The following is a 23,746-nucleotide window of genomic DNA, read 5'->3' on the forward strand; positions in this document are numbered from 1 at the left end:
ATTGCAGCGGGGGAGTCGACGGCGCGTAAGCGTTCGCGGGCTTTCGTCCGCTGTTTTTATACCTCGTCCACACACAGGTGCGGACACTAAGAAAACAGAAAACAGTTAAAGAATATGACAGAAACAAAAGAAAAAACTACCGCCACGCATCGCCGTGGCAGCGCCAACAAGGCACGCGCTCGCAAAAGCGAAGAAGTTGCCCAGAATTCCGAGAAGCGCACGAGTGCCAAGAGCGGTGAGAAACGCACAAGCAGCAAGCGTAGCGAATCCCGTAGCTCCTCCCGTTCGGGTGGACGTCGTTCGGGCGGCTCGAATTCTTCGCGGAACACCCGTGGCGGAAGCCGTTCGGGCAGCCGCCGTTCCAACCCGCGCTCTGTTTCGCGCACTCCCGGCACCTCGCCCAACCAGGACGCCGTGCTGATTGCTCCACCGAAGTACCGCAAGGGCTCCATGCGTATCGTCCCGCTCGGAGGCTTGGGCGAAATCGGCCGCAACATGAACGTGGTCGAATACAACGGCCATCTGCTGTTGGTTGATTGCGGCGTGCTCTTCCCCGACGAGGCGCAGCCCGGCGTCGATCTCATCCTCCCTGATTTCAGCTATATCAAGGACAGGCTCGACGACGTCGAGGCGCTCGTATTGACCCACGGCCACGAAGACCATATCGGCGGTGTGCCCTACCTGCTGAATCTGCGTCCGGACATCCCGCTGATCGGCTCGAAGCTCACGCTCGCCTTTGTCAAGGCCAAGTGCGAGGAACACCATCAGAACCCGCGCTGCGTCGAGGTCAATGGCCGCGACAAGCTCAAGGTCGGCCCGTTCAACCTCGAATTCGTCGCCGTCACCCACTCCATTCCGGATGCCTTGGCTGTGTGCATCAGCACGCCTGCCGGCACCGTCATCGACACCGGCGATTTCAAGCTCGATCAGCTGCCGATCGACCACCGCATCACCGACTTGGTGGAATTCGGCAAGCTCGGCGAGAAGGGCGTCGACCTGGTGATGGTCGATTCCACCAACGCCGAGGTATCCGGCTTTGTTCGCCCGGAAAGCACCATCGGCCCCGAGCTCGAGCGTGCCTTCAGCGAGGCCACCCGCAAGATCATCGTCGCCTCCTTCTCCAGCCATGTCCACCGCGTCCAGCAGGTCGTCGACGCCGCGCACAAGGTTGGCCGCAAGGTCGTCTTCGTCGGCCGTTCGATGGTACGCAACATGTCCATCGCCGCCGATCTCGGCTATCTGCATATTCCCGAAGGCACCGTGGTCGATCTGAAGCAGGCCAAGGACATCCAGGACAACAAGCTTGTCTATATGTGCACTGGTTCGCAGGGCGAGCCGATGGCCGCGCTCGGCCGCATCGCCGACGGCACCCACCGTGACATCACCATCAACGAGTTCGACACCGTGGTGATGGCCAGCTCCCTGATTCCCGGCAACGAGAACGAGGTCTATGGCATGATCAACAAGCTCGTGCAGAAAGGCGCGCGCGTGGTCAACCGCGACAACGCGAAGATCCACGTCTCCGGCCACTCCAACGAAGGCGAGCTCACCTACTTCTACAACATCCTCAAGCCCAAGTGCGTCATGCCGATTCACGGCGAGAACCGCCACCTGGTCGCCAACGGCCTCGTCGCCGTCAAGACCGGCGTCGATCCGAAGAACGTCGTGCTTGCCGAGGACGGCGATGTCGTCGATCTTTATCACGGCCAGGCCGCGGTCGTCGGATCCGTGCCATGCGCCTACGTCTACGTCGATGGAGACACCGTCGGCGAGCTGACCGACGAGGAGCTCGAGAAGCGCAAGATTCTCGGCACCGAAGGCTTCGTCTCCATCTTCGCCGTGGTCGACACCGACGCCAAGAACGTCATCTCGGGCCCGAAGGTCTACATGAACGCAATCCCCGATGACGAGAGCGATCTCGACAAGGTGCGTCGCCAGATCGTCGGCCAGCTCGAGGACGCGATGATGCAGGGCACCCACGACACCCACAAGCTCCAGCAGATCATGCGCCGCACCATCGGCGGCTGGGTCTCCCGTCAGCTTCATCGCAAGCCGATGATCGTCCCGGTCATCGCCGATGTCGCCCACGACGTCATCGACGGCACTCCGTCTGGCAGGTGAGGCTGAGCTGAGCATCGGCCGCTTGCGGTGTGAGGTCGGTATGATGCCAAGCATCGTCGCTCAATGATTATCGCATTTCCCCGACAGGTTCCGGCCTGCCGGGGAAATTGCTATGTGAACGTTTCTCGAACCTCTGGCTGGCCGGCGTCGTGCTGGGCTTTTGACGGCATAGAGTATTGAGTCGTTGTACGGCCTGACTTGGTTTCAGATGGCCGAGGCTGTCGCGGTATATGCTTGAGGCATGTGATACGGCAGTGGTCTGAACAAGAACAATGATATGGACCACAAGGAATGAACGTATGAAAAAGATATTTCCTGTCACGGCGATCGGCGCTTTGGTGTTGTTGATCATCGGCACATTCGCTGACCTGCGCATCGACCAGACGCTCTATATGCCCGGCAACGGTTTCTCGGCCTTCTTCGAGCGGCTGGCACCGCTGATTGGCGCGACCGTGCTGATGATCGGTGCAGCGTTGCTTTTCTGGACCTACGAATTCACGCGAGAAAACCTTGTGAAACTCGTGGTTTCCGGTGTTGTCTATCTCGGTTCGACACTGGTGGGGCTCATATTATGCTACAAATACTGCCATCTGTTCGGGATGGCATACGGTGTCATTGTGGCTGTGCTGATTGCCTGTATCGTCTACAAGATACCCGACGAGCTAAAGCAGCGCTATCGTTGGGCAGGCATCGCGATAGTGGCGGTGTTCCTGTGTTCGATTGGTGTGCTGGAAGTCGCCAAGGTCATCTGGGGCCGTGTCCGTTTCCGCGCGATGCAAGGTGACCTCGACCTGTTCACGCCTTGGTATCATCCGAACGGCAAGCACTACCTCTCCGCCGTCACGGTGCGCGACAATATCAAGTCCTTCCCCTCCGGCCATTCGCAATTCGCCGGTGTGACCCTTTCGCTTTGCCTGCTTGCTTTGGTCAACCCGCGTTGGAAGAACAGGGAGAGTATGGTCTACGGCGTCGCCCTGGCCTATGCGCTTATCGTCATGTTCAGCCGCATGATGCAGGGCGCCCATTTCCTCTCTGACGTCACCGTCGGCTTCGCCCTGCCGATGCTCGCGCTCTGGCTGGCCCATCATCTGCTGCTCAAGCAGCTTGCGCAGCGCTATCCGCAAGAATACGAGCTCGCATGATTGTGTTGAGATGAGACTAGTACGAGCGGTAGCTACCAGATTTGGTGGTTGCCGCTCGTCGATTCAAAAAACTTGTGTGGGCCACCCGCCGAAGCCAACGACCCACACAAATCCATGTAACAAGCAGTACGGAGGAATAATAGCGCTCTGTCGATGGAGTCCAACGGAGCGAAGCGTTGAAGACCCGGGCCATTGCCCCGAAGCGAACCGGCTCAAACCGACATTTCTGTCGTATTACAATGGCGTTCGGTTCTCCAATTTTCTCAATGCTTCTTGATTTCGGCGGTGGAGTAATCTGCCGCCGATTTTGATATCGGGGTTATTTCACCGCGGAAACGTAGACCTTGTGGCTGCGGGGGAATTCGCGCTTGAACGCCTGTTTGATGGCGTGCTTGCATTCGTGGGCGTCGTGCTTGTCCGAGGTGAAGGCCGTGCTTTCTTCGCGGTAACCCTGTTCGTGCAGGATCAGGCCGTTTTCGTCGTGTTCAAGGCACAGCGAACGGTCTTTTTTCGCGGTCCAGAAGCTGAGTTTTTTATATTCCGATTTTGCCGGCGTCGCGTTCTCCATCATGCTCAGCGCTTGTTTCACGGGAATCAGTCGCATAGTCCGGCCTCCTTCAGGTCGCGTTCGAGCATATGGGTGAATTCGTCCTTCTGCAGCACCGAGGAGATGAACAGCACGTTGATGTCGTTGTCGCTTTTATGTTTATCGTCGGTATCGCCGTGGGTCTTACTGTTGTTGTCTCCATTCGTAGCGTCCGGTATATGGACGACGAACGCGACGCGTGCGGAACCGGTGCGCTTGAGGTTGATGCGGCATTCGTAGACGCACTGCCCGCCGACCCGCGCCGACACCGCGCGCTTGACCTTCGACATCCCGGTTTCCAGCTGTAGTCCCAACGCTTTTTCGATGCAGGACTTGATGGTTTTCTCGTCGTCGCGATGCTTCTTGAAAAACTGCTTGCACCCGGAACGCTCATACGTAACATTCATACCGACGCGGCTTTCCTGATGGTTCCCCTTGATGCTTTCAAGCATAAAGCCGCGCCAGACATCATCGGTGGTTGTGTTGCGCGTTTCGGTTGGTCTGCCGATCCCGTGCCTGCTTTCTCGCAATCGGATATCGACCCGTGAATTCATGCGATTGATTACGGTTTTCGCGCAAAGCGCTGTCCGGTGACGGCTCCGGCTGGCATAATGGAAGCATCGTATTATTTCCCAATCTCAAAAGGAGCGAAATGCCAGGAGCGAATCTCACACGCGTCGAAGCCGAAGAACGTAAGTCAGTCATTACCGGACCGGTTAGCTATCATGTCGATCTCGATCTGACGCAGGGGCCGAAGAGCTTCCCGTCGGTATCCGTCATCACGTTTGATGCGAAGGCAGGATCGTCCAGTTTTGCCGATCTCATCGCCGACGAGGTCAGCACTATCGAGCTCAACGGCGAAACGCTCGATCCGACGAAGTATTACGTCGATAATCGTATCGAACTTCCGGCCTTGAAGGAACATAACACCCTGAAGGTTGTCTCCTCATGCCAGTATTCCACCACGGGCGAGGGCCTGCACCGCTCGGTTGACCCGGCTGACGGCAACGTCTATCTCTATTCCCAGTTCGAGGTGCCGGACGCTCGTCGCGTCTACGCCGTCTTCGACCAGCCCGACATCAAGGCAACCTTCGATTTCGAGGTAGCTGCTCCGGCTTCCTGGCTGGTCACCTCCAACATGCCGGTCAAATCCACGACCGATCTCGACGCGATGACTGCCGAGGGCACTCTGGGAACGCATCCCGCCGAGTCGACCAAGCGTTGGGTGTTCGAGACCACGCCGAAGATGAGCTCCTACCTGACCGCCATCTGCGCCGGCCCATACGCCGAGTGGCACACGACCTACGCCAACGAGGACGGTCGCACCGTGCCGATGGCCCAGTACTGCCGCCAGTCGCTCAAGGACGATTTCGCACGTGACGCCGACTACCTCTTCGACATCACCAAGAAGGGCTTCGCCTTCTATGCCAAGACCTGGGGCGTGCCCTACCCGTACGCCAAGTTCGACCAGATCTACGTGCCGGAATACAACGCGGGCGCCATGGAGAACATCGGCATGGTCACCATCCGCGATTCCTACGTCTTCGGCTCCAAGGTCACCGACGCGCTGGCCGAGCGCCGCGTGGTCACCGTCCTGCACGAGCTGGCGCACATGTGGTTCGGCGACCTGGTGACGATGAAGTGGTGGAACGATCTGTGGCTCAACGAATCCTTCGCCGAGTTCATGTCGAGTCTTTCGACCGCCGAAGCCACCGATTGGACGGATTCGTGGGCCACGTTCACCTCCGGCGAGAAGAGCTGGGCCCTGAACCAGGACCAGCTGCCGACCACCCACCCGATCACCGCGCCGATCAATGACCTGCACGACACCGAGGTCAACTTCGACGGCATCACCTACGCCAAGGGCGGTTCCGTATTGAAGCAGCTGGTGGCCTACGTGGGCCGGGAGAAGTTCTTCAAGGGCATCAACAGCTACTTGAACAAGCACCAGTACGACAACGCGACCTTGAAGGACCTGCTGGTCGAGCTCGAGGCCGCTTCCGGCCGTGATTTGAAGACCTGGAGCAAGCAGTGGCTCGAGGAATCCGGCATCAACACCATTGCGGCCGACGTCGAGGAAAACGGCGATGGCACCATCAAGTCGCTCACGCTGACGCAGACCGCGCCAGCCGAGCATCCCGTGCTGCGCGCGCACCGCATGGCCATCGGCTTCTACAACCGTGACGCGGCGACCGGCAAGATTGTGCGCACTGACCGTATCGAGCTCGACGTCACCGGCGAGACCACCGTGGCCACCGAGGCCGCAGGCAAGGCTCGCCCCGACTTCATCATGCTCAACGACGACGACCTGACCTACACCAAACTGCGTTTTGACGCCAAATCCCGCGACTTCGCCGCCGAACACCTCTTCGAGTTCGACGATGCCCTGGCTCGTGCCGTGGTGTGGCTGGCTTTCTGGGACATGACCCGTGATGCCGAATTCCCGGCCGAACGCTTCCTTGACCTGAGCCTGAAGATGCTCTCCACCGAGCATGAATCCACCACCTTCCGTTATGCACTGCGCTGCCTGAAGGTCACTGCCACGCAATATGTCGCTCCGGCACGTCGCGAGGCCGTCCGCCAGCACGTGGCCGAAGGTCTGTGGGACCTGGCCAATGTGTCCGAGGCCGGCAGCGACGAACAGTTCCAGCTGGTGAGCGCCTACTTGGACTACGGTGCGCAGGGCGATGCTCCGTTCATTTCCAACGTCAAGGGCCTGCTTTCCGGAACGCTGAAGCTCAAGGGCCTCGAGATCGACAACAACATGCGTTGGGCGCTGACCAAGGCGCTCGCCGCCGTGGGCGAGATGGACAACGAGGCAATTGACGCGGAACTGAAGCTGCGCGACACCACCGACAACCGCGAGTTTGCTTACGGCGCCAAGGCTTCCGTGCCGAGTGCCGAGGCCAAGGCATGGGCCTGGGATGCCTCGATTCACGACCTGAGCCTTACCAACTCCCAGCTTGAAGCCGCCGCGCTCGGTTTCTCCGGCAATCTGAGCGGCAAGCTCGCCGAGCCCTACGCTGCCAAGTACTTCGAGACCGCCGACTGGATCTGGGAGAACCGCACCTTCCATATGGCCGAGTCGCTGCTCGACGATCTCTACCCGGTGTATGCCGATGCCGCCGAGCTGGTCCGTCTGGGCGACGAATGGCTCGCCTCCCACACCGACGCCGCCCGTGCCCTGCGCAACATCATCATCGGCAACGTCGAGTCTTCCCGTCGTGCCGTGAAGGTCAGCGCCTACAACGCCGGCCTGAAATAAGCGGTATCGCCGCGGAACGTGATGGTGTTTCGCCGGCTCTCTGACGGTGAGGGGCAGGACCCAAGAGGTTCCTGCCCCTCACCGTATTTGCGTCTGCCTCCTTCTGCTTTCGTGCGTTCTCAGCCGTCATGTTTTCATCCATTGTCCTGCCTGTTCCTGTCTGCTTTCGTCCGGCTCTGTCTTGTGTTAGGGGCAGTGTCAGTGGGTTTCTGCCTCTAAGAGGTGTGTAGGTGTCTGTTTTTTCCTTGTTAGGGGCAGTATCTGTGAGTTTCTGCCTCTAACGGGTGCAGGAGGGGTGCGGGAAGAAAGAAGAAGAGAGGCAAGGTCGTCTGGCGGCTCAAATGCGACGAAATCGGGCAGTGTTGGGTCTGGCGCGGCATACGTGAAATCTCTTGAGTAAGATGAGGCTCAGTAACATTTGTGCAAACGGAGGATGTGGCGGCATGCCTAATATGTTTGGAACCGATGGAGTTCGCGGACTGGCGAACAGGGATTTGACCGCAAGGCTGGCGCTCGACTTGGGCGATGCGGCAGTGCGTGTGCTTGGCGATTCGTCCGGAACCGAGGAGGAGCACAAGGAGGGTCGTCGCCGTGCGTTGATCGGCCGTGATACCCGTGTTTCCGGCGATTTCCTTGCTTCTGCGCTCGCGGCGGGCATGAGCGCGGGCGGGTTCGACGTCATCGATGCAGGCATTATCCCGACTCCCGGCGTGGCCTATCTGACCAGCGAGCTCAACGTCGAAATGGGTGCTGTCATTTCCGCCTCGCACAACCCGATGCCGGACAATGGCATCAAATTCTTCGCCCGCGGCGGCTTCAAGCTTCCGGACAAGAAGGAAGACGAGATCGAAGCGGTGCTTGGCAAGGATTGGGATCGTCCGACCGGTGCCGGCGTAGGCCGCGTAAGCCACGACATCAATACCGCCACCAATATGTATATCGACCATCTGGTTTCGGCCATCGCCCCGATTGCGCCCGACAAGACCCAGCCCAAGCCGCTCAAGGGGCTGAAGATCGTGGCAGATTGCGCCAATGGCGCCACTTCCGTGGTCGCGCCTGAAGCGTTGCGCCGCGCCGGCGCTGAGGTGCTGGTCATCAACGCTTCGCCTGACGGCTACAACATCAACAAGAAGGCCGGTTCCACCCACCCCGAGCAGCTGCAGGCGATGGTCAAGGCCTCCGGCGCCGCGATGGGCGTGGCCTTCGACGGTGACGCGGACCGCTGCCTGGCTGTGGACGAAGACGGCAACATGGTCAACGGCGATCAGGAGATGGGCATCCTCGCGCGTGCCAAGAAGCGCGAAGGCAAGCTTAACCACAATACGCTGGTGGTCACGGTGATGAGCAACCTCGGTCTCAAGCTGGCGCTGAAAGACATGGGTATCTCGACGGTGCAGACCAACGTCGGCGACCGCTACGTGCTCGAGGAAATGCTCAAGGGCGATTATTCCATCGGCGGCGAGCAGTCCGGCCATGTCATTAACCGTGAGTTCGCCACCACCGGCGACGGCACGCTGACCGCGCTCACCCTGTGCAACGAAGTCGTCAAGTCCGGCAAGTCCTTGAAGGAACTCGCCGCCGACTTCCCGCAGCTGCCGCAGCAGCTGATCAACGTTCCCAAGGTCGACAAGAAGGCCGCACCCACCAACGCCAAGGTGCAGGACGCCGTGGCGCGCGAGGAGAAACTGCTTGGCAATACCGGCCGCGTGCTGCTGCGCCCCAGCGGCACCGAGCCGTTGGTCCGTGTGATGGTCGAGGCCGAAACTCAGCAGCAGGCCGATGAGGTCTGCCAGCGTTTGGCCGCCGTGGTCGCACAGGAGTTGGCAATCTGATGTTCTCCCATAATTCGAAAGTCGATATCGAACTCAACCGTGCCGTCGAGCAGCTCATCAAAACCGGCGGCAAGGAGAAGATTCTTCCCATCGTGCAGATGGGGGAGCCGGTGCTGCGCCAGAATGCCGCAGAGTATGACGGCCAGCTGAGTAAACGTACGTTGTCCAAGCTCATCGAAGCCATGCATGTCACGATGCTCGAGGCACCCGGCGTTGGACTGGCAGCCCCGCAGATCGGTCTTGGACTGCGTATTGCCGTGGTGGAAGACCATGTGCGTGCCGGCGGCAGGGGAGTCGATGACAATCCTGAAGGCCACGTCGGCAGCGAAGACGGTCAGAAAAATGACGATGAGAGCGTCATCGACGATACGAACGATCCGCGCGAAATCGCCGAATTCCCGTTCCGTGCCATTATCAATCCGACATACGAACCCATCGGTACGCAGCAACGCAGCTTCTACGAAGGCTGCCTGAGCTTCTCGGGCTATCAAGCCGTTCGTCGGCGTTGGCTCGACATCATTGCCCGTTGGCAGGATGAGAACGGCAACAAGCACGAGGAACGACTGCACGGTTGGCCCGCACGCATTTTCCAGCATGAAACCGATCATCTGAATGGAGAGGTCTATATCGACCGGGCCGAGATCCGCTCCCTGGCCACCGATGAGAACCTCGAGGATTATTGGTGTGAAGATCCGGTTCCGACGCAGGCAGCCGAGGAGCTGGGATTCAAGCTCGCCTAGCGTCGCCTGTGTTTCTGTGTAACCGTTTTCGCCAACGCGGTGGAATTCGGGATTTGGTTTTATCGCGTTGGTGTTAGTGACCCGCGTGTTTTGTTTTTGCAGACGGCGGGCCGTTCAAGATACGGCTGTCCGCAAATCGTTGATGAGCTGATGCTGACTTGTGCCGAAAGCCGTTCGCGGATGGATTGCTGGTGAGCAACGCCGTATATGCGGTGGATGAAACATGCTTAACAGCTCGATTGTCGTCGAGACGCCAATGGCCGCCATCGTTTCGGACTGTGGTGTACGGGGCATTCGTTCGATGGTTTGTTTCGGCACCTTATGCGGTTCCGTTCCTCTTTCTCTGCTCATAAATGGTGAGTGCCTCGTGCCAGGAATGCGTATGGTATTTGCCCATGATATGGCTTCGATGCGAATAAACAGTGTTGGAAGAAATGCTCAGATGATCGGCGACCTCATCTGTTTGCATTCCTTGCGAGCACAAATTGATGACGCGCAGTTCGGCCGGTGAGAGGCGTAAAGCTTTTTGCGGGAAATGCAGAGCAGCAGTCATGGCTTCTTGCGTTGTTGCAAGGTGAGTACCGTAAGGGCTGTTGTTGCGAAGATTGCCGGAAATCGAACGAATACGGTCATGAGGATGATCACTGATGGCCTGTCTTCGAATCTCTGTGTTCGCTTTGGTTGCTGGCTTTGTCTGCTCAACTAGGCGAACATGACGGTAAGCCGCATCATTGTGGATGGCCGTTGTGCGTTGTCTTTGGTGACTGCCGTCGTCGGCTGACGAACAATGAGGGTCGCGGGATTTGCGGTCCCGTTGCTTTCGGCGTTGCGTCGTTTGCCGATTCGTGCAATGGGAGGGAGGGATGGTTCTTTTCGGCTCCAGCGGCTTCGTAGGGGACTGCGATGTCTTTTCGTGGTAGATCGCCTTGAGCTTTCTAGGAAGTTCTTGGTTGAGTTTGGCTTTGTCGATAATACAGCGAAGACACTGTCGGGGCGCTGCCGAATCGATGTAACTGTCGAGGTGCGCGGTGATGCCGATGAGGATGATATCGGGTCGGGAATCCCTGATTCTTTTCACGATGGGCTCGATGATGCCATTGTTCATGGATAAATCGATGATGACCACATCAGGGTGACGAAGAGAGTACAGGCATCGGTGAATCCCTGCATCGAGTTTTGTCGTGGGCCATATTTTGATATGGCAGCCGTCGCGATTCTGTACACGACTGGCGATGCTGGCTTCGTGTTCCAATGCGCAGGGGTCATCGTCGATGATGATAATGCGCAGTTCGCGTCTTAGCGATGTTTCTTGCTCTTTCATGGCTCAATTCTATACAATGTATTGCAAAATACCAATTTTCGGATGAACATTCAAGATTTCTTGATTTTCCGCCACTTGACTTGACTTTTGCGAATATCGTGCAAGTCAAGGTTTTACCCGTTAGCCAATCGCCTTGCGCGCTGGCGGGAGAGGCCCGGGCCTGACCGATTCGTCTCAAGGCGAGGCCGGCCTGCTGCCATCCTTTCGTGGCTTTCCGGTGCTTCACGGTTTGGACGAACGGACCCATGGACCAAGTCAAAAACAACTGCTGCGGCCGAGCGCTTCGAGCGATTGGAATCCCGGACATGCCGCAGCCAGACCGTCCATATTCGTCAACAAGCCAGAACGATGCGGGCGGTGGTTTGTCTGTTTGCGTCCGGTTGTGTCTGACGCGGAGTGTTGGCAATGTTGTGATTGCCGTCGGTTGCGTGTAAAATAAGAGAAAGTAGATGTGAGCGCTCACATTACGGTGGGCTGTGTAGCCGTTACCGGTGATGCGGGACTCGCAAACCGGCGAAATGCCGTTGGCCGCGATTGGTAAGGCATGGGCTTTATCAAGGAGGGGCCGGCAGTTCGCGTCAATGTAGTGATTAGGACGAAAGTAAAGGAGCTTAGATCGCGATGGCAGTAGAGAAAAACACCACAGAACACGTAGCGCAGATAGCGGAGAAGATACGCGCGGGCAAGACTTCGCTGGGTATCGAGTTCGGCTCGACCCGTATCAAGGCCGTGCTGATCGACGATACGTATGCCACCATCGCCGCCGGCGACCACGGCTGGGAAAACCATCTTGAGAACGGATTGTGGACCTATTCGCTTGACGAGGTGTGGTCGGGCCTGCAGGCGGCGTATGCGGCGCTTGCCTACGACGTGGAGAACGCTTACGGCGAGAAGCTCACCAAGATTGGTACGATGGGCTTCTCCGCGATGATGCACGGTTACCTCGCCTTCGATAAGGACGGCAAGCTGCTCGTCCCGTTCCGTACGTGGCGCAATTCCAACACGCATGAGGCACACGAAAAGCTCTCCGAACTCTTCCAATACAACATTCCAGAGCGTTGGTCGATCGCCCATCTCTATCAGTGCATCCTCAATAAAGAAGACCATGTTCCTTCAGTTGCGTTCTTCACCACGCTCGCCGGCTATGTCCATTGGAAACTGACCGGTCGTAAGGTTCTCGGCGTCGATGACGCCTCAGGAATGTTCCCGATCGATCCGGAGACCCACGGCTTCAACAAGCACATGCTTGAGCAGTTCTCGGCGCTGCCCGAGGTGGCCGCACAACCGTGGAAGATCGAGGATCTGTTGCCGACGCCACTGGTGGCCGGAAGCGACGCGGGAACGCTCACGGCCGAGGGCGCGAAACTGCTTGATCCGACCGGTACGTTGCAGTCCGGCACGCCGTTGGCCCCTCCGGAAGGCGATTCGGGCACCGGCATGGTCGCCACGAATTCCGTTCGCGTCGGCACGGGCAACGTTTCCGCCGGCACCTCGATTTTCGCTTCCGTCGTGCTCGACCATCCGCTTGAGCGCCTCCATCCTGAGGTCGATCTGGTCTCGACCCCGGCCGGCGACCCGTGCGGCATGAGCCACGCCAACAACTTCACCTCCGACTTGAATGCGTGGATCAAGGTCTTCAGCGAATTCGCCAAGGCCATCGGCACGCCACTTGATGCCGGAACCCTTTATGGCACGCTGTTCCGTGCGGCCATCGGTGAGGATGCCGACGACAACGCGGGCGGGCTCATCAACTACTGCTTCTATTCCGGCGAATTCCTGGCTGGGCTGGAAGAGGGGCGGCCCGTCTTCGCGCGCGGTCCGGAAAGCCGGATGAACCTCGCCAACTTCATGCGCGCCCAGCTTTTCGGCGCATTCTCGCCGGTTAAGATCGGTATGGACGTGATGACCAAGGACGAGCATGTCAAGGTCGATTCGATGGTTGGTCATGGCGGCATCTTCACCACTCCCAAGGTGGCGCAGAAGATTCTTGCCGCGGCTTTCGATACGCCGATCAAGGTGATGTCGACGGCGGCGGAAGGCGGTGCCTGGGGCATGGCCGTACTCGCCGATTATCTGTGGCACAAGGACACCCCGCTGGATGTGTATCTCGACGAGCGTGTGTTCGCCGATGTCCAATCGACCACCGAGGAGCCCGATCCGAAGGACGTCGCCGGTTTCGAGGACTTCTTCGCCAGGTTCACCCGCGCGCTGCCGATTGAAAAGACGGCCATCGAGACCATCGACCTGGAAAGCTAGTTGTTTTGGTTTCCGCCATATTCAGGCCGCTAGGAAGCACAGTGGCTTATTGACGGCGGAAACCCGAGCTGTGTATTTATAACACCAACAAAAGGAAGTAATGATGACATTCGAAAACCCATTCGAAGGCAAGACCATCTGGTTCGGCGTCGGTTCGCAGGACCTCTACGGCGAGGAAGCGCTGCGTCAGGTCGCCGAGCAGTCCACCAAGATCGTCGATGCGTTGAACGCCACCGGCAAGATCCCCGTTCGTCTGGTCCTCAAGCCCACGCTGAAGTCCTCCGACGGTGTCAAGGAATTCATGACAGAGGCCAGCGCCGACCCCAGCTGCATCGGCGTGATCGCCTGGATGCACACGTTCTCGCCGGCCAAGATGTGGATCCGCGGCCTGCAGGTGCTGACCAAGCCGCTGCTGCAGCTCAACACCCAGTTCCACAAGGAGATTCCGTGGGACACCATCGACATGGACTTCATGAACCTCAACCAGTCCGCCCACGGTGACCGTGAATTCGGCTACATCCTCACGCGTCTGGGCATCCCGCGCAAGATCGTCGTCGGCCATTACACCGACCCCGAGGTCGCCGAGCGCATCGCCACCTGGGTACGCGCCTGCGCCGGTTGGAACGAGGCCCAGAACATGCGCGTGATGCGTTGGGGCGACAACATGCGCAACGTCGCGGTCACCGAGGGCGACAAGACCGAGGTCGAGCGCGTCTTCGGCACGCAGGTCAACACCTGGGCCGTCAACGAGCTGTGCGGCTACTACGACAAGGTGAAGGACGATCAGGTCAAGGCCATCATCGAGGACTACAAAGCCAAGTACGACGTGGCCCCCGAGCTGCTTGATTCGCGTTACGACGAGCTCACGATCGCGGCGCGCGAAGAGGCCGCGATGGTCAACATGATGAAGGACAACGGCGCCACCGCCGCGGTCGACAACTTCGAGGACCTCGGCACCCTGCCGCAGCTGCCGGGCGTGGGCGCCCAGCGCCTGCCCAGCGAGTACGGCTACGGCTTCTCCGCCGAAGGTGACTGGAAGACCTCGGTGCTGGTGCGTATCGCCAGCGTCATGGGCTATGGCCTTGAAGGCGGATCGAGCCTGATGGAAGACTATTCCTACAACTTCGTCGAGGGCCATGAGATGGACATGGGCTCGCACATGCTCGAGGTCTCGCCCTCGGTCGGCACGATTGCCAAGCCGAAGCTGGAGATCCACCCGCTCGGCATCGGCAACAAGTCCGACCCGGTGCGCCTGGTCTTCACTGTCGCCCCGCACAAGGCCGCCACGGTCATCTCCATGGCCGACATGCGTGAACGCTTCCGTCTGCTGATGGACGTGGTCGACGTGGTCGAGCCGGAAGGTTCCTTGAAGGCCCTGCCGTGCGCACGCGGTCTCTGGCAGCCCCGTCCGTCGCTCAAGAGTGCAGCCGAGTGCTGGCTGCGCGCCGGCGGCTCGCACCACACCTGCATGACCACCTCCTTCGGCCGTGAAGGCTGGGAGGACTTCGCCCGCATCGCAGGCGTCGAGCTGGCGACGATCGACGAGAACACCACGCCGCGTCAGTTCGAGCGCGACCTTGAGATCTCCGAGATGTACCACCGTCTCGACAATCACTGCTGAACGGTAAAAGGTTGGCTTAAGCCGGGCGCTTGACGTAGAGCAAACCTACGCCAAGCGCCCGGGCTTGTTCAACGCGGGCCATTCGCAATGGTTTCTGATGCGCCGGGGCCGCCTGCTGTGATAGTCGATCAGACAGCTATCGCAAGCAGACGGCCCCGGCGCATGCCATAAAGAAGGTTTATCGCTTGTCCTTCTTCTTCAGTTTCAATGCGGTTTCCAGCATTGACGGCATGGCAATGACGAACAAAACGATCGCCGTGATCACCATAGAGGTAACGGATGAACCGGTACCTGCAAGGACTGCAGTGCCGTAGCCTGCATGCTTTGTTGCGTTTTTGCTTTTCGCGTGATTTTTCTTGGGGGCGTGTGTTGCGTTCGAAGGCTGTTTGCCTTCCGGTTTGTTGCCGGTGAAACCGTTGTCGCCGGCGGGCTTGCCGTTGTCTGAGGACCCGTTATTGCCGGTGGAACCGTTGTCTGAGGACCCGTTGTTGCCGGTGGACCCATTGCCGTTGGAATTGCCGTCGCCGGGATTGCTGTCGCCCGGCTTTGTTCCCTCGGCAGGCGGAGTCGTGGGGCCGACTTTCTTGAGATTCTCTATCGCCGTCTGAAGCCCCTTGGTCGCGTTGTCGACGGTTTCCTGGGTGGCGTTGTCATCGGCGTTGACGCTGCGGGCCGTGGTGAGCGCGGTCTGCATCGCCGTCCAGGATTCCGGCGTGTAGTCGGCCTGGTTCAATGCGGTTGCGGCGGCGATCTGCCGCAACAACAGAGTCTTGTCGGAAAGCGACTGCAGCATGAAATCGTCAAACGCAAACCACGCGCCCGCAGGAGCCTGTACCGAAAGCACGGTTGTCAGTGGCAGGGTGTCATCTCCGGATTGGGTGGGTGTCGCGTGAAGGGTTCCCGTTACTGTCACCTTCTTCCAGATGCTGTCGGCGTCCAGTTCGATCGGTGTGGTGGCCAGTATAGTATCGCCTGATTTGAGGCTGAGGCTGAGTTTTGCGTTCGGATTTCTGTTTCCTTCAACCCATGTCGAGAATGAATACAGCCCGGCGCTGGCCATCACTGTTTGGGAGAGTGTGTAGTCCTGAGCCTTATTCGACCATGAATTCCACGAGTACTTTCCGGTATGGGCATTCTCATTCTTGACTCGAACCGGGGAAACGTTGGCCGGATTGGTCACCCATCCTCCGTCAAGCTGTCCGCTCTCGAATCCAGGATTGGACTCCAGATTCAGCGGTTTCAGTGCGTTCATCGCATCGGTCAACGCTGAAGTGGCGTCATCGACCTGCTGCTGTGTGGCTTGTGCGTTGTCCAGAACCTGTTGCGCGTCGGTTTTCGCATCCGTGAACAGCTTCCAGGAGATGGTCGTGTAATCCGCCTGTGCCTTGGCGGACGCATCTGTCAGTGCCTTCTCGAGTTTCGTCGTATCGACATATTCTGGATTCTTCACCAGCGCGTCGATTGCGGTTTGCAAGGCCGTCTCGGCGTTGTCGATATCATCCTGCGATGCTTCGGCGTTGTTGAAAACAGCGGTTGCGTTCGCCAGAGCCGTCTGGAACTTGGTCCAGGAATCGTTGGTGTATTGCGGCTCTTTGAGCTGCTTGGCCTTCGTCATCAGCTTGTCGAGGTTCGTGCGGTCCGCTGCGGGCGCATCCGACACGCGTTTCAACGAGATGTCGTCGACGCGCAGCAGGTCTCCTGCGGCGCCGTTCACCGCCACCCCTACCTTGACGCTTCCGCCGGACACGGTCACATTGGTCGAAGCCTCCTTCCATTTCCCCTTCGTCGTCGCTGCCAAATCGGCTTCGTAATGGTTGCTGCCGGAATCGGCGTACAGCTTTGCGTCTGCAAGATCCCTGACGCTCATATGCACCGCGCTGAGCGTATAGTCGCCGTCTGGCAGCTGGAAGGATGTCGGTGCGATGGTCTGCTCGATTTTCGCCTGATAGGCTTGAGCTGACTTGAACTCCAGATTGTAGTCGCCGACCCGGTTCGCCTTGTCGTTATCGTTATACACGGCTGCGGGATTCGTTCGTGTCCAACCTGCCAGATCGGGTATGGTCTTACCGTCTTTGTCCTTATAGCCGTTTGGACCCACCTTGACACGGTCGGCCTCAAAACCGCCATTGAGTACGTAGTCGTTCTGCGCTCCTACCTTCCATTGACCGGTGGCTGCGTTGAGCTGCCATTGGTTCATGGAGACGAAGTGCGGTGTGCCATCCTCGTCGATGGTGACGGGGTTCCACTGGTTATAGCCCAGTCCGTTGCCGGCAAAATCGGCCCAACGGTCACCCATGTGAATCACGGTGTCCTGCTTGGTGCCATGCACGGTGTAATAGAACCCGGTCTGAGTGATGTGGGCGAAATCCTGATTGCTGCCGTCCATGATGTTCATGGAATTCGTTGGAGTGTAGGGACCGGTGATGTTGTCGGAAACCAGATAGTGGATACGTGAGGAATCCCAGCCGAACAGATCCGATGCCGCGGCATAATACCTGCCGTCCGCCTTGAACATGGTATTGCCTTCGCGTCCTTGGCCTTGATAGATCTTTGTGGGATTCAGCAGATCCAGTTTGCCGTCTTTGGCTCCGATTCGAGCCACCCACATGGAAATACGTCCTTTGCCATAGGAGTAGACCAAGTAACCGGTTCCGTCATCGTCCTGGAATACGCTTTGATCACCGGTGTTGGTGGTGCCGAGTCCGTAGTCCTTCATGCTGATGCGCCGGTCTGCTGTGAAGGGGCCGGTAGGGGAGTCCGAGGTGGCGATCAGCACTTCCTTGTCGAAATTCTTGCCGGTGTTGTCGGTGGGCATCTCGTGTTGCACCAAGAGCGCGTAGCGGTTCAGGTCTTTGACATATGCGACGCCCATGCGCCCGACCCATCCGACGTCTCGGTTGCCGAACTGGCTGGAAAAGGCGTTTGCCTGTCCATAATCGAGCGCCACGCCCTCATTTTTCCAATTGACCAGATCGGTTGAGCTGTAAACATCTATGGACTTGAAATGATTGTTGGCTGAAGGGGCTATTGGATTTGCCGCGTAAGTTTCGGCTTCCTGATAGTGCACGCCGTACCAGTAATGCATGGCCTTGCCGGTTTTGGGGTCGGTGAAGTCGAAGATGCCGCCGCCCTGCGAAAAGATCTTGTTGCCATCGGTATCCGTGTAGAAACGGTCGTTGGTGATGGTCCGATAGGAGTCCGGCGCTTCCACCTTGGGTTTTGTCGATTTCAACGTGGATATGCTGGATTGCGTTGTGGCTTGAATGGCGGGTTGGGCCAACGCTGCCGGAATAGGGGCGACGAATGCTGCGATGGTCGCGGTCGCGATCATGAATCCCATGCACTTTCCGATTTTGCCGATACTTCGATGTAGGCGAACGGTCATGATTGTCCTCTTATCTTCGATGATGTTGCAAATCATTTGGTACAACTGTGTACCATTTCATTATATCACGCAGTCATCATCGTGCAAGTGGTGTGATGAAGTGCGGTGGTCTTAAGCGGGGAAATCGTGACCAAGGCGGTGTCGGCTTGCAGTTGCCGCTTTGAGTGCGATCGCCGTTTCTGCGTGTTCCTTCGTTGATTCGTGCTCGTTCGCTTGGCAAATGGGTGAGATGGCGGATGTATAGCGATATGATCTTGAGCGTGTTGTGATTTGACATGCTGATACAACGGAGTATCGTGAAAATTGTCATTGATACACAGCTGTACCAACGTACAGCATTACAACAGTATTGAAGAATTCGACAATCGATGGGGTTGTTGCGTGCAGTCCTAAGTCGAATCGTTCAATTGAGGTAAAGGAGCCAAGATGAGTAATGTGAAGAGAGTTGTTGCGGTTGTGGCTGCGGCAGCGACGATGATTGGTCTCGCTGGCTGCGGAGCGAGCAACTCGAGCAACAAGGGATCGGAATCCAAGGCTGACTTGGTCTTCTGGGGCTGGGATACCGGCAATTCGATGAAGAAGATCATCGCGAACTTCGAAAAGGCCAACCCCGGTGTGAAGGTGAAGTTCAACAATACCGGCACCGCGGAAAAGACTTCGACGGCGCTGACCAACGCGGTTGCCGCGAAGAAGGGTATCCCGGATGTGGTGATGCTCGAGGATCCGACGGTCACGCAATTCGCGGTCACCGGCGACCTTGCCGATTTGAGCCAGTTCGGTGCCGACAAGCTGGCGGATGATTTTACCGCCGGTCCATGGAACAAGCTGCAATACAATGCCAAGCCCTATGCGCTGCCCATCGATGCTGGTCCTGAGATGTTCTTCTACAACAAGGCCGTTTTCGATAAGGCCGGCGTCGATGGCGAATCGATCAAGACCTGGGACGATTACTATGCCGCAGCCAAGAAGATCAAGGCCGCCGGTTCCTACATCACCAACAGCTCAGGTGCTTCGGGCGATTATCAGCCGTTCACCGCGCAGGCATGGCAGGCCGGCGCCAAGCCTTGGAAGGTCGACGGTGAGAAGATCACCATCGATATGACCAAGGACCCGGGCATGAAGAAGTACATCGAGTTCCGTCAGAAGCTGATAGACGAGGACCTTATCGATACCAAGACCGCGAACTGGTCGGACGAATGGAACCGAGAGCTGAACGACGGCACCCTCGCCTCACTGACCATCGGTGCATGGATGCCGGTCAATCTCATGAGCGGTGCTCCCGACCAGAAGGGCAACTGGCGCGTCGGCTCGCTGCCCCAGTGGGAAACCGGCAAGCAGGTATCCGCAGAAGACGGCGGTTCTGCTCTTGCCGTGCCCAAGGCCGGCAAGTCGCAGGCCGCGGCCTACAAGTTCGTGAAGTACATGACCCACGACGCCGGTGCCCGGCAGATGGCCGATACCGGTACGTTCAGCAGTTTGAAGAAGATCCTCAATTCGAGCTCCTTCACCGACCCGAACAGTGCGGCCAACAAGAAGGTCAACGACTACTTCGGCGGACAGAACGTCAACAAGATTCTGGCCGAAGGTGCACAACGTCCGACGGAGAAGTTCCAGTATCTGCCGTACAACCCGTTTGCCCAGACCGCTTATGGCGATGAGATCTCCAAGGCTTACAGCAAGGACGTCACCCTTGAGAAGGCCATGCAGAACTATGCCCAGAAGCTCGCCGACCACGGCAAGCAGGAAGGCTACACCGTAACCGTCAAGTAATGTCGGTCGGCAACCTGGGCAATCCCAGGTGAGCAAACCGATGGTGGTTGGTGTGCTCAACGTGCCAGCCACCATCGCGCCGACGGTTCCGTAGCTTTCAAGTACCGACAGTCCGGCTCGTTCGCAGGAACCGTCGAAGAACGACGGCCGGTCACGGCCTATCTGTCCCAGCTGTCAATAAGGAACGATCCAACATGTCAGTCTCTCATATCTCGCTGCCAGGTCGATCTGGTCTTGGTCGCCGTCGCACATTTCGCTGGCCGAATCTGCTGACACCTGACGGACGCGGCATCGCTTATGGCGGCGACTACAACCCCGAGCAGTGGCCGGAGGAGACCTGGGATGATGATATTCGCCTGATGAAAAAGGCCGGAGTCAACGTCGTGGCTTTGGCCATTTTCAGCTGGGGTCGCCTCCAACCCGATCCGCAGGCCTGGGACTTCGATTGGCTTGACCGTATCGTCGGCAAGCTCGGACGTGCCGGCATCGCCGTGGATATGTCCTCGGCTACGGCGACCGCCCCGATGTGGCTGTATCAGGCACATCCCGAGGTGCTGCCTGTCGAATCCGACGGCACAATCGTCCATCCCGGTTCTCGGCAGTCATGGAGTCCGTCGAGTCCGGTTTTCCGCAAGTATGCCCTTGCGGTGTGCCGCAAAATGGCCGAACATTATAAGGACAACCCCTATGTGGTCTCGTGGCATGTCGGCAACGAATACGGATGGAACAATCGACACGATTATTCGCCGGATTCCCGGCGCGCCTTCCAGAAGTGGTGCGAGATACGCTACGGCACCATCGAGGCCGTCAACAGGGCCTGGGGCACCTCGTTCTGGTCCCAACAGTTGGGCTCGTTCGACCAGATCGCATTGCCGATGCATCCCGGCGATGACGTGATGATCAATCCGGGGCTTCAACTGGATTTCGAGCGTTTCGGTTCCGATGCCCTGAAGGATTTCTTCGCCGCCGAGCGCGATGTCATCGCCGAAATTTGCCCGGACAAGCCGGTGACCACAAATTTCATGGTCGCCGCCGACCAATGCGTGATGGATTATGCCGATTGGAGCGACGAGGTCGATTTCGTCTCCAACGACCAGTATTTTGAACCCGGTAGCAGGCATCTCGATACCCTCTTGTGCGGTGATGCCTTGCTTGACTCGATTTCGCGGCGTTTGCCGTGGTACCTGATGGAGCATTCGACCTCCGCCGTACAGTGGAAGCCAGTCAATGCCAGAAAGCGCGGCGGCGAACTGGTGCGTGATGCGCTGGCACATGTGGCCATGGGAGCCGATGCCGTCAATTTCTTCCAGTGGCGAGCGTCCGAGGCCGGTTCGGAAGCCTTCCATTCCGCCATGGTTTCCCATGCCGGGGAGTCGACCAAAATCTTCCGTGAAGTCTGCGAGCTGGGCCAGGCCTTGAAAACGCTTTCGAAAGCCGGTGTGCAGGGCAGCGAGGTCGAACAGGCGGATACGGCCATTCTTTTCGACGCCGAATCCGAATGGGCGACCCAATGCAAGACGCTGCCGACCAGGAAACTCAGCCATCTCGACGATGTCAGTGCTTGGTACAGTGCTTTTCTGGACGCGGGGCACCGTGCCGACGTCGTGCCGTTGCACGGAGATTTCAGCGGGTATGCCACGATTGTGCTGCCTGCTGTTTTGTCGCTTTCCGACGAAGACACGCAACGAATCGAACGGTTCGTTGCCGACGGCGGAACGCTGATCGTCGATTATGCCACAGGGCTTGTCGACGAGCACTTCCATGTGGGTCTTGGCGGCTATCCGGGAGCCGGGGACGGGCTGTTGCGCAAGGTACTCGGGGTGTCGGGCGAAGAGTTCAATATCCTGGGCGACATCGATGGAGAATACGATTCCGTGCGTCTTTCGAACGGTGGCGTTTCAAGACTCTGGCAGACGGTTATCGGCTCGCTCGCCGATGGCGCCACGGTGCTTGCCGACTACCGAGGAGACGAAGCAAAGGATTGGGAGCTGGAAGGCATCCCGGCGATTACCTGCAATCCGTACGGCAACGGGCGGGCCTATTACATCGGCTGCGATATGGATCGAGAATCGTTGGTGTCATTCCTGCGGCGATACCTGGATTGCGGGGTTTCGCACGAGCATGTTGAAGGCATCGTCGACAAGACCACGCCGATGGTCGGACCGGCCGGCAACCTTGCCGATCCGGATGGATCGAATACAGGCGCCGACATCGTCCATATCCGTCGCCGGGGGGAGAGCGTGGCCTTTGATTTTTATTTTGCGCGTGGCCGTAAGCCGGTTCGCGTGGGACATCTCGATGGGGAGGTCATCTTCCTGTATAGGGGTTATATTGAGGAGGCTGAAGGGAATCGGCATCTGGCCGATGACGGTGCAAGCGGTTGGGACGAGATCGAAGACGCCAGTGGTGTCATCGAGCGGAACGGAATATTGATCACTCGACGAATGCGTGGTGACGCCATGTCGATGCATGTGGCAAAGGAGACCAGACAATGACTGAAGGTGCGATTCAGGATGACTTGAACGCCGATCGCAAGCATGTCACGTTGAGAGACGTCGCCCAAGCCGCTGGAGTTTCGCTCAAGACGGCATCCAACGTCATCAACGGCACGGGGCGCATGACCGATGCCACCAGGCTTCGTGTCAAATCGGTGATCGCGGAGCTCGGTTACCGTGTCAATGTCGCCGCACGGAACCTCAACCGCGGGCTCACCGGGTTCATCACGCTTGCCGTGCCGTCACTGACTCCTCCTTATCTTGCGGAATTGGCGAACCGGGTGATCGATGAGGCTCGCAAGCGCGATTATTCGGTCTATGTCACCACCTATGCGGAAGGGTCTGCCAAAGGTGCACGGGATGTATTGCAGACATTCAATCCGACGGTCTCGGATGGCGTTATTCTTTCGATGAGCGAGCTGGAGGATATTTCGCCTGAGGATTTCGACGTTGATTACCCGCTTGTGGTGGTGGGCTCGCGTACCACGTGGGGGCGTGTGGACCATGTGACTCCCGACGATGTTCAGGCAGCGGCGAAGGCTGCGCGATATCTGTTCGAGCATGGCAGCTCGCACCTTGCCGTCATCGGTGCTCGCAAGCCGTTTGATGAGCGGGCGCTGCTGAATGCCGTAGAAGGCAATGACCAGCTGCGTCTGAAAGGCATCGTCGAGGAATGTGGCCAGCGTGGTGTGCGACTTGATCCCGCGCTTGTCAGCATCACTTCGCAGGATTGGTCCATAGGCGCCGGTGCGCGTGCCACCCAGCGACTGGTCGATGGCGATGTGGCGTTCGACGGGCTGATCGCCCTCAATGACCAACTTGCGATAGGCGCGCTTTCGGTGCTTGCGACGAATGGTGTCAAGGTCCCCGACCAGGTGCAGGTCATCGGGTTCGACAATATCGAGGAGTCTGCGTATTTGCAGACGCCGCTGACCACGATGGATTCGTGTCTGAATTGGACGGCTCCCACGGCTGTGGAACGTATCATCGCCAGAATCCAGGGGAGTATCTTGACTCCTGAACTGCTTAGCGTGGATTCCAGGGTTATCGCGCGAGCAACGACAAGGCGGTAACGAAGGCAGGATACCGATATGTCGGGTGTTTCAACGGTGAAGCGCCTGAATTGTCAAAGTGTCGCAAACCTCATAAATTTAGTGCTTTTGTAATGAATCCCACTTCAAGATGGCATCGTATTCGGCCTACAGTATTGTG

At 58.2% G+C, this 23,746-nt stretch carries 14 protein-coding genes; 10 read left to right on the top strand and 4 right to left on the bottom strand.

Translation table 11 applies throughout. The features are described from left to right. Positions 1-114 precede the first annotated feature (114 nt). Together OZX64_RS02170 and OZX64_RS02175 are read left to right on the top strand one after the other, a co-directional pair. Positions 115-2,121 carry a ribonuclease J gene (locus OZX64_RS02170; RefSeq protein ID WP_277173503.1) on the top strand — a complete coding sequence of 669 codons (2,007 nt, stop codon included), beginning with the start codon at positions 115-117 and terminating at the stop codon, positions 2,119-2,121. Between the two features lie 299 nt (positions 2,122-2,420). Further along, positions 2,421-3,263 carry a phosphatase PAP2 family protein gene (locus OZX64_RS02175; protein WP_277173505.1) on the top strand — a complete coding sequence of 281 codons (843 nt, stop codon included), beginning with the start codon at positions 2,421-2,423 and terminating at the stop codon, positions 3,261-3,263. A gap of 319 nt (positions 3,264-3,582) precedes the next feature. On the opposite strand, the gene OZX64_RS02180 is transcribed toward OZX64_RS02175, so the two are convergent. Beyond that, positions 3,583-3,867 carry a hypothetical protein gene (locus OZX64_RS02180; RefSeq protein ID WP_277156278.1) on the bottom strand — a complete coding sequence of 95 codons (285 nt, stop codon included), beginning with the start codon at positions 3,865-3,867 and terminating at the stop codon, positions 3,583-3,585. Further along, positions 3,858-4,301, bottom strand: coding sequence for a hypothetical protein (locus tag OZX64_RS02185; RefSeq protein ID WP_277173507.1), 444 nt, complete (start codon positions 4,299-4,301; stop codon positions 3,858-3,860). The genes OZX64_RS02180 and OZX64_RS02185 overlap by 10 nt, the downstream gene beginning before the upstream one ends. Positions 4,302-4,501: 200 nt before the next feature. Between OZX64_RS02185 and pepN the strand changes: the two genes are divergently transcribed. The 3 genes from pepN to OZX64_RS02200 all read left to right on the top strand — a co-directional run bounded on the left by pepN (position 4,502) and on the right by OZX64_RS02200 (position 9,686). Further along, on the top strand, positions 4,502-7,114 hold the full coding sequence (pepN, locus tag OZX64_RS02190; protein WP_277173509.1) for an aminopeptidase N: 2,613 nt from the start codon (positions 4,502-4,504) through the stop codon (positions 7,112-7,114). Positions 7,115-7,557: 443 nt separating this feature from the next. After that, a complete protein-coding gene (gene glmM / locus OZX64_RS02195) occupies positions 7,558-8,946 on the top strand; it encodes a phosphoglucosamine mutase (protein ID WP_277145636.1) in 1,389 nt (462 codons plus the stop codon). After that, positions 8,946-9,686 (top strand): peptide deformylase, encoded by a 741-nt coding sequence (locus OZX64_RS02200; protein WP_277173511.1) that lies wholly within the window; start codon positions 8,946-8,948, stop codon positions 9,684-9,686. Before glmM ends, OZX64_RS02200 begins: the two co-directional genes overlap by 1 nt. 319 nt (positions 9,687-10,005) lie before the next feature. Here the strand turns inward: OZX64_RS02200 and OZX64_RS02205 are convergent, their stop codons facing one another. Beyond that, entirely contained in the window at positions 10,006-11,007 is a 1,002-nt protein-coding gene (locus OZX64_RS02205) for a response regulator transcription factor (RefSeq protein WP_277173512.1), read from the bottom strand. A gap of 621 nt (positions 11,008-11,628) precedes the next feature. Here OZX64_RS02205 and OZX64_RS02210 point away from each other — a divergent pair. Continuing rightward, a complete protein-coding gene (locus OZX64_RS02210; protein WP_277156267.1) occupies positions 11,629-13,263 on the top strand; it encodes an FGGY-family carbohydrate kinase in 1,635 nt (544 codons plus the stop codon). 103 nt (positions 13,264-13,366) lie between these two features. Further along, positions 13,367-14,884 carry an L-arabinose isomerase gene (gene araA / locus OZX64_RS02215; RefSeq protein WP_277157461.1) on the top strand — a complete coding sequence of 506 codons (1,518 nt, stop codon included), beginning with the start codon at positions 13,367-13,369 and terminating at the stop codon, positions 14,882-14,884. Between the two features lie 178 nt (positions 14,885-15,062). On the opposite strand, the gene OZX64_RS02220 is transcribed toward araA, so the two are convergent. Next, on the bottom strand, positions 15,063-18,224 hold the full coding sequence (locus tag OZX64_RS02220; protein ID WP_277173514.1) for a family 43 glycosylhydrolase: 3,162 nt from the start codon (positions 18,222-18,224) through the stop codon (positions 15,063-15,065). A 471-nt stretch (positions 18,225-18,695) separates the two neighbouring features. Here OZX64_RS02220 and OZX64_RS02225 point away from each other — a divergent pair, with 471 nt between their 5' ends. From OZX64_RS02225 to OZX64_RS02235, 3 genes are all read left to right on the top strand, one after another. Further along, positions 18,696-20,039 (top strand): extracellular solute-binding protein, encoded by a 1,344-nt coding sequence (locus tag OZX64_RS02225; RefSeq protein ID WP_277173515.1) that lies wholly within the window; start codon positions 18,696-18,698, stop codon positions 20,037-20,039. Between the two features lie 194 nt (positions 20,040-20,233). Then, on the top strand, positions 20,234-22,534 hold the full coding sequence (locus tag OZX64_RS02230; protein ID WP_277173517.1) for a beta-galactosidase: 2,301 nt from the start codon (positions 20,234-20,236) through the stop codon (positions 22,532-22,534). Positions 22,535-22,545: 11 nt separating this feature from the next. Further along, entirely contained in the window at positions 22,546-23,607 is a 1,062-nt protein-coding gene (locus OZX64_RS02235; RefSeq protein WP_277174936.1) for a LacI family DNA-binding transcriptional regulator, read from the top strand. Positions 23,608-23,746: the final 139 nt, after the last annotated feature.

The organism is Bifidobacterium sp. ESL0704, assembly GCF_029392075.1.
Taxonomy (GTDB): domain Bacteria; phylum Actinomycetota; class Actinomycetes; order Actinomycetales; family Bifidobacteriaceae; genus Bifidobacterium.

What these genes read in the sequence shown, in the direction of transcription:
- OZX64_RS02180 (WP_277156278.1), bottom strand. Translation starts at nt 3,867, where the DNA reads ATGCGACTGATTCCCGTGAAACAAGCGCTGAGCATGATGGAGAACGCG.
- OZX64_RS02230 (WP_277173517.1), top strand. Translation starts at nt 20,234, where the DNA reads ATGTCAGTCTCTCATATCTCGCTGCCAGGTCGATCTGGTCTTGGTCGC.
- OZX64_RS02220 (WP_277173514.1), bottom strand. Translation starts at nt 18,224, where the DNA reads ATGGGATTCATGATCGCGACCGCGACCATCGCAGCATTCGTCGCCCCT.
- OZX64_RS02205 (WP_277173512.1), bottom strand. Translation starts at nt 11,007, where the DNA reads ATGAAAGAGCAAGAAACATCGCTAAGACGCGAACTGCGCATTATCATC.
- OZX64_RS02185 (WP_277173507.1), bottom strand. Translation starts at nt 4,301, where the DNA reads ATGCTTGAAAGCATCAAGGGGAACCATCAGGAAAGCCGCGTCGGTATG.
- glmM (WP_277145636.1), top strand. Translation starts at nt 7,558, where the DNA reads ATGCCTAATATGTTTGGAACCGATGGAGTTCGCGGACTGGCGAACAGG.
- OZX64_RS02210 (WP_277156267.1), top strand. Translation starts at nt 11,629, where the DNA reads ATGGCAGTAGAGAAAAACACCACAGAACACGTAGCGCAGATAGCGGAG.
- araA (WP_277157461.1), top strand. Translation starts at nt 13,367, where the DNA reads ATGACATTCGAAAACCCATTCGAAGGCAAGACCATCTGGTTCGGCGTC.
- OZX64_RS02175 (WP_277173505.1), top strand. Translation starts at nt 2,421, where the DNA reads ATGAAAAAGATATTTCCTGTCACGGCGATCGGCGCTTTGGTGTTGTTG.
- OZX64_RS02170 (WP_277173503.1), top strand. Translation starts at nt 115, where the DNA reads ATGACAGAAACAAAAGAAAAAACTACCGCCACGCATCGCCGTGGCAGC.
- OZX64_RS02225 (WP_277173515.1), top strand. Translation starts at nt 18,696, where the DNA reads ATGAGTAATGTGAAGAGAGTTGTTGCGGTTGTGGCTGCGGCAGCGACG.
- pepN (WP_277173509.1), top strand. Translation starts at nt 4,502, where the DNA reads ATGCCAGGAGCGAATCTCACACGCGTCGAAGCCGAAGAACGTAAGTCA.
- OZX64_RS02200 (WP_277173511.1), top strand. Translation starts at nt 8,946, where the DNA reads ATGTTCTCCCATAATTCGAAAGTCGATATCGAACTCAACCGTGCCGTC.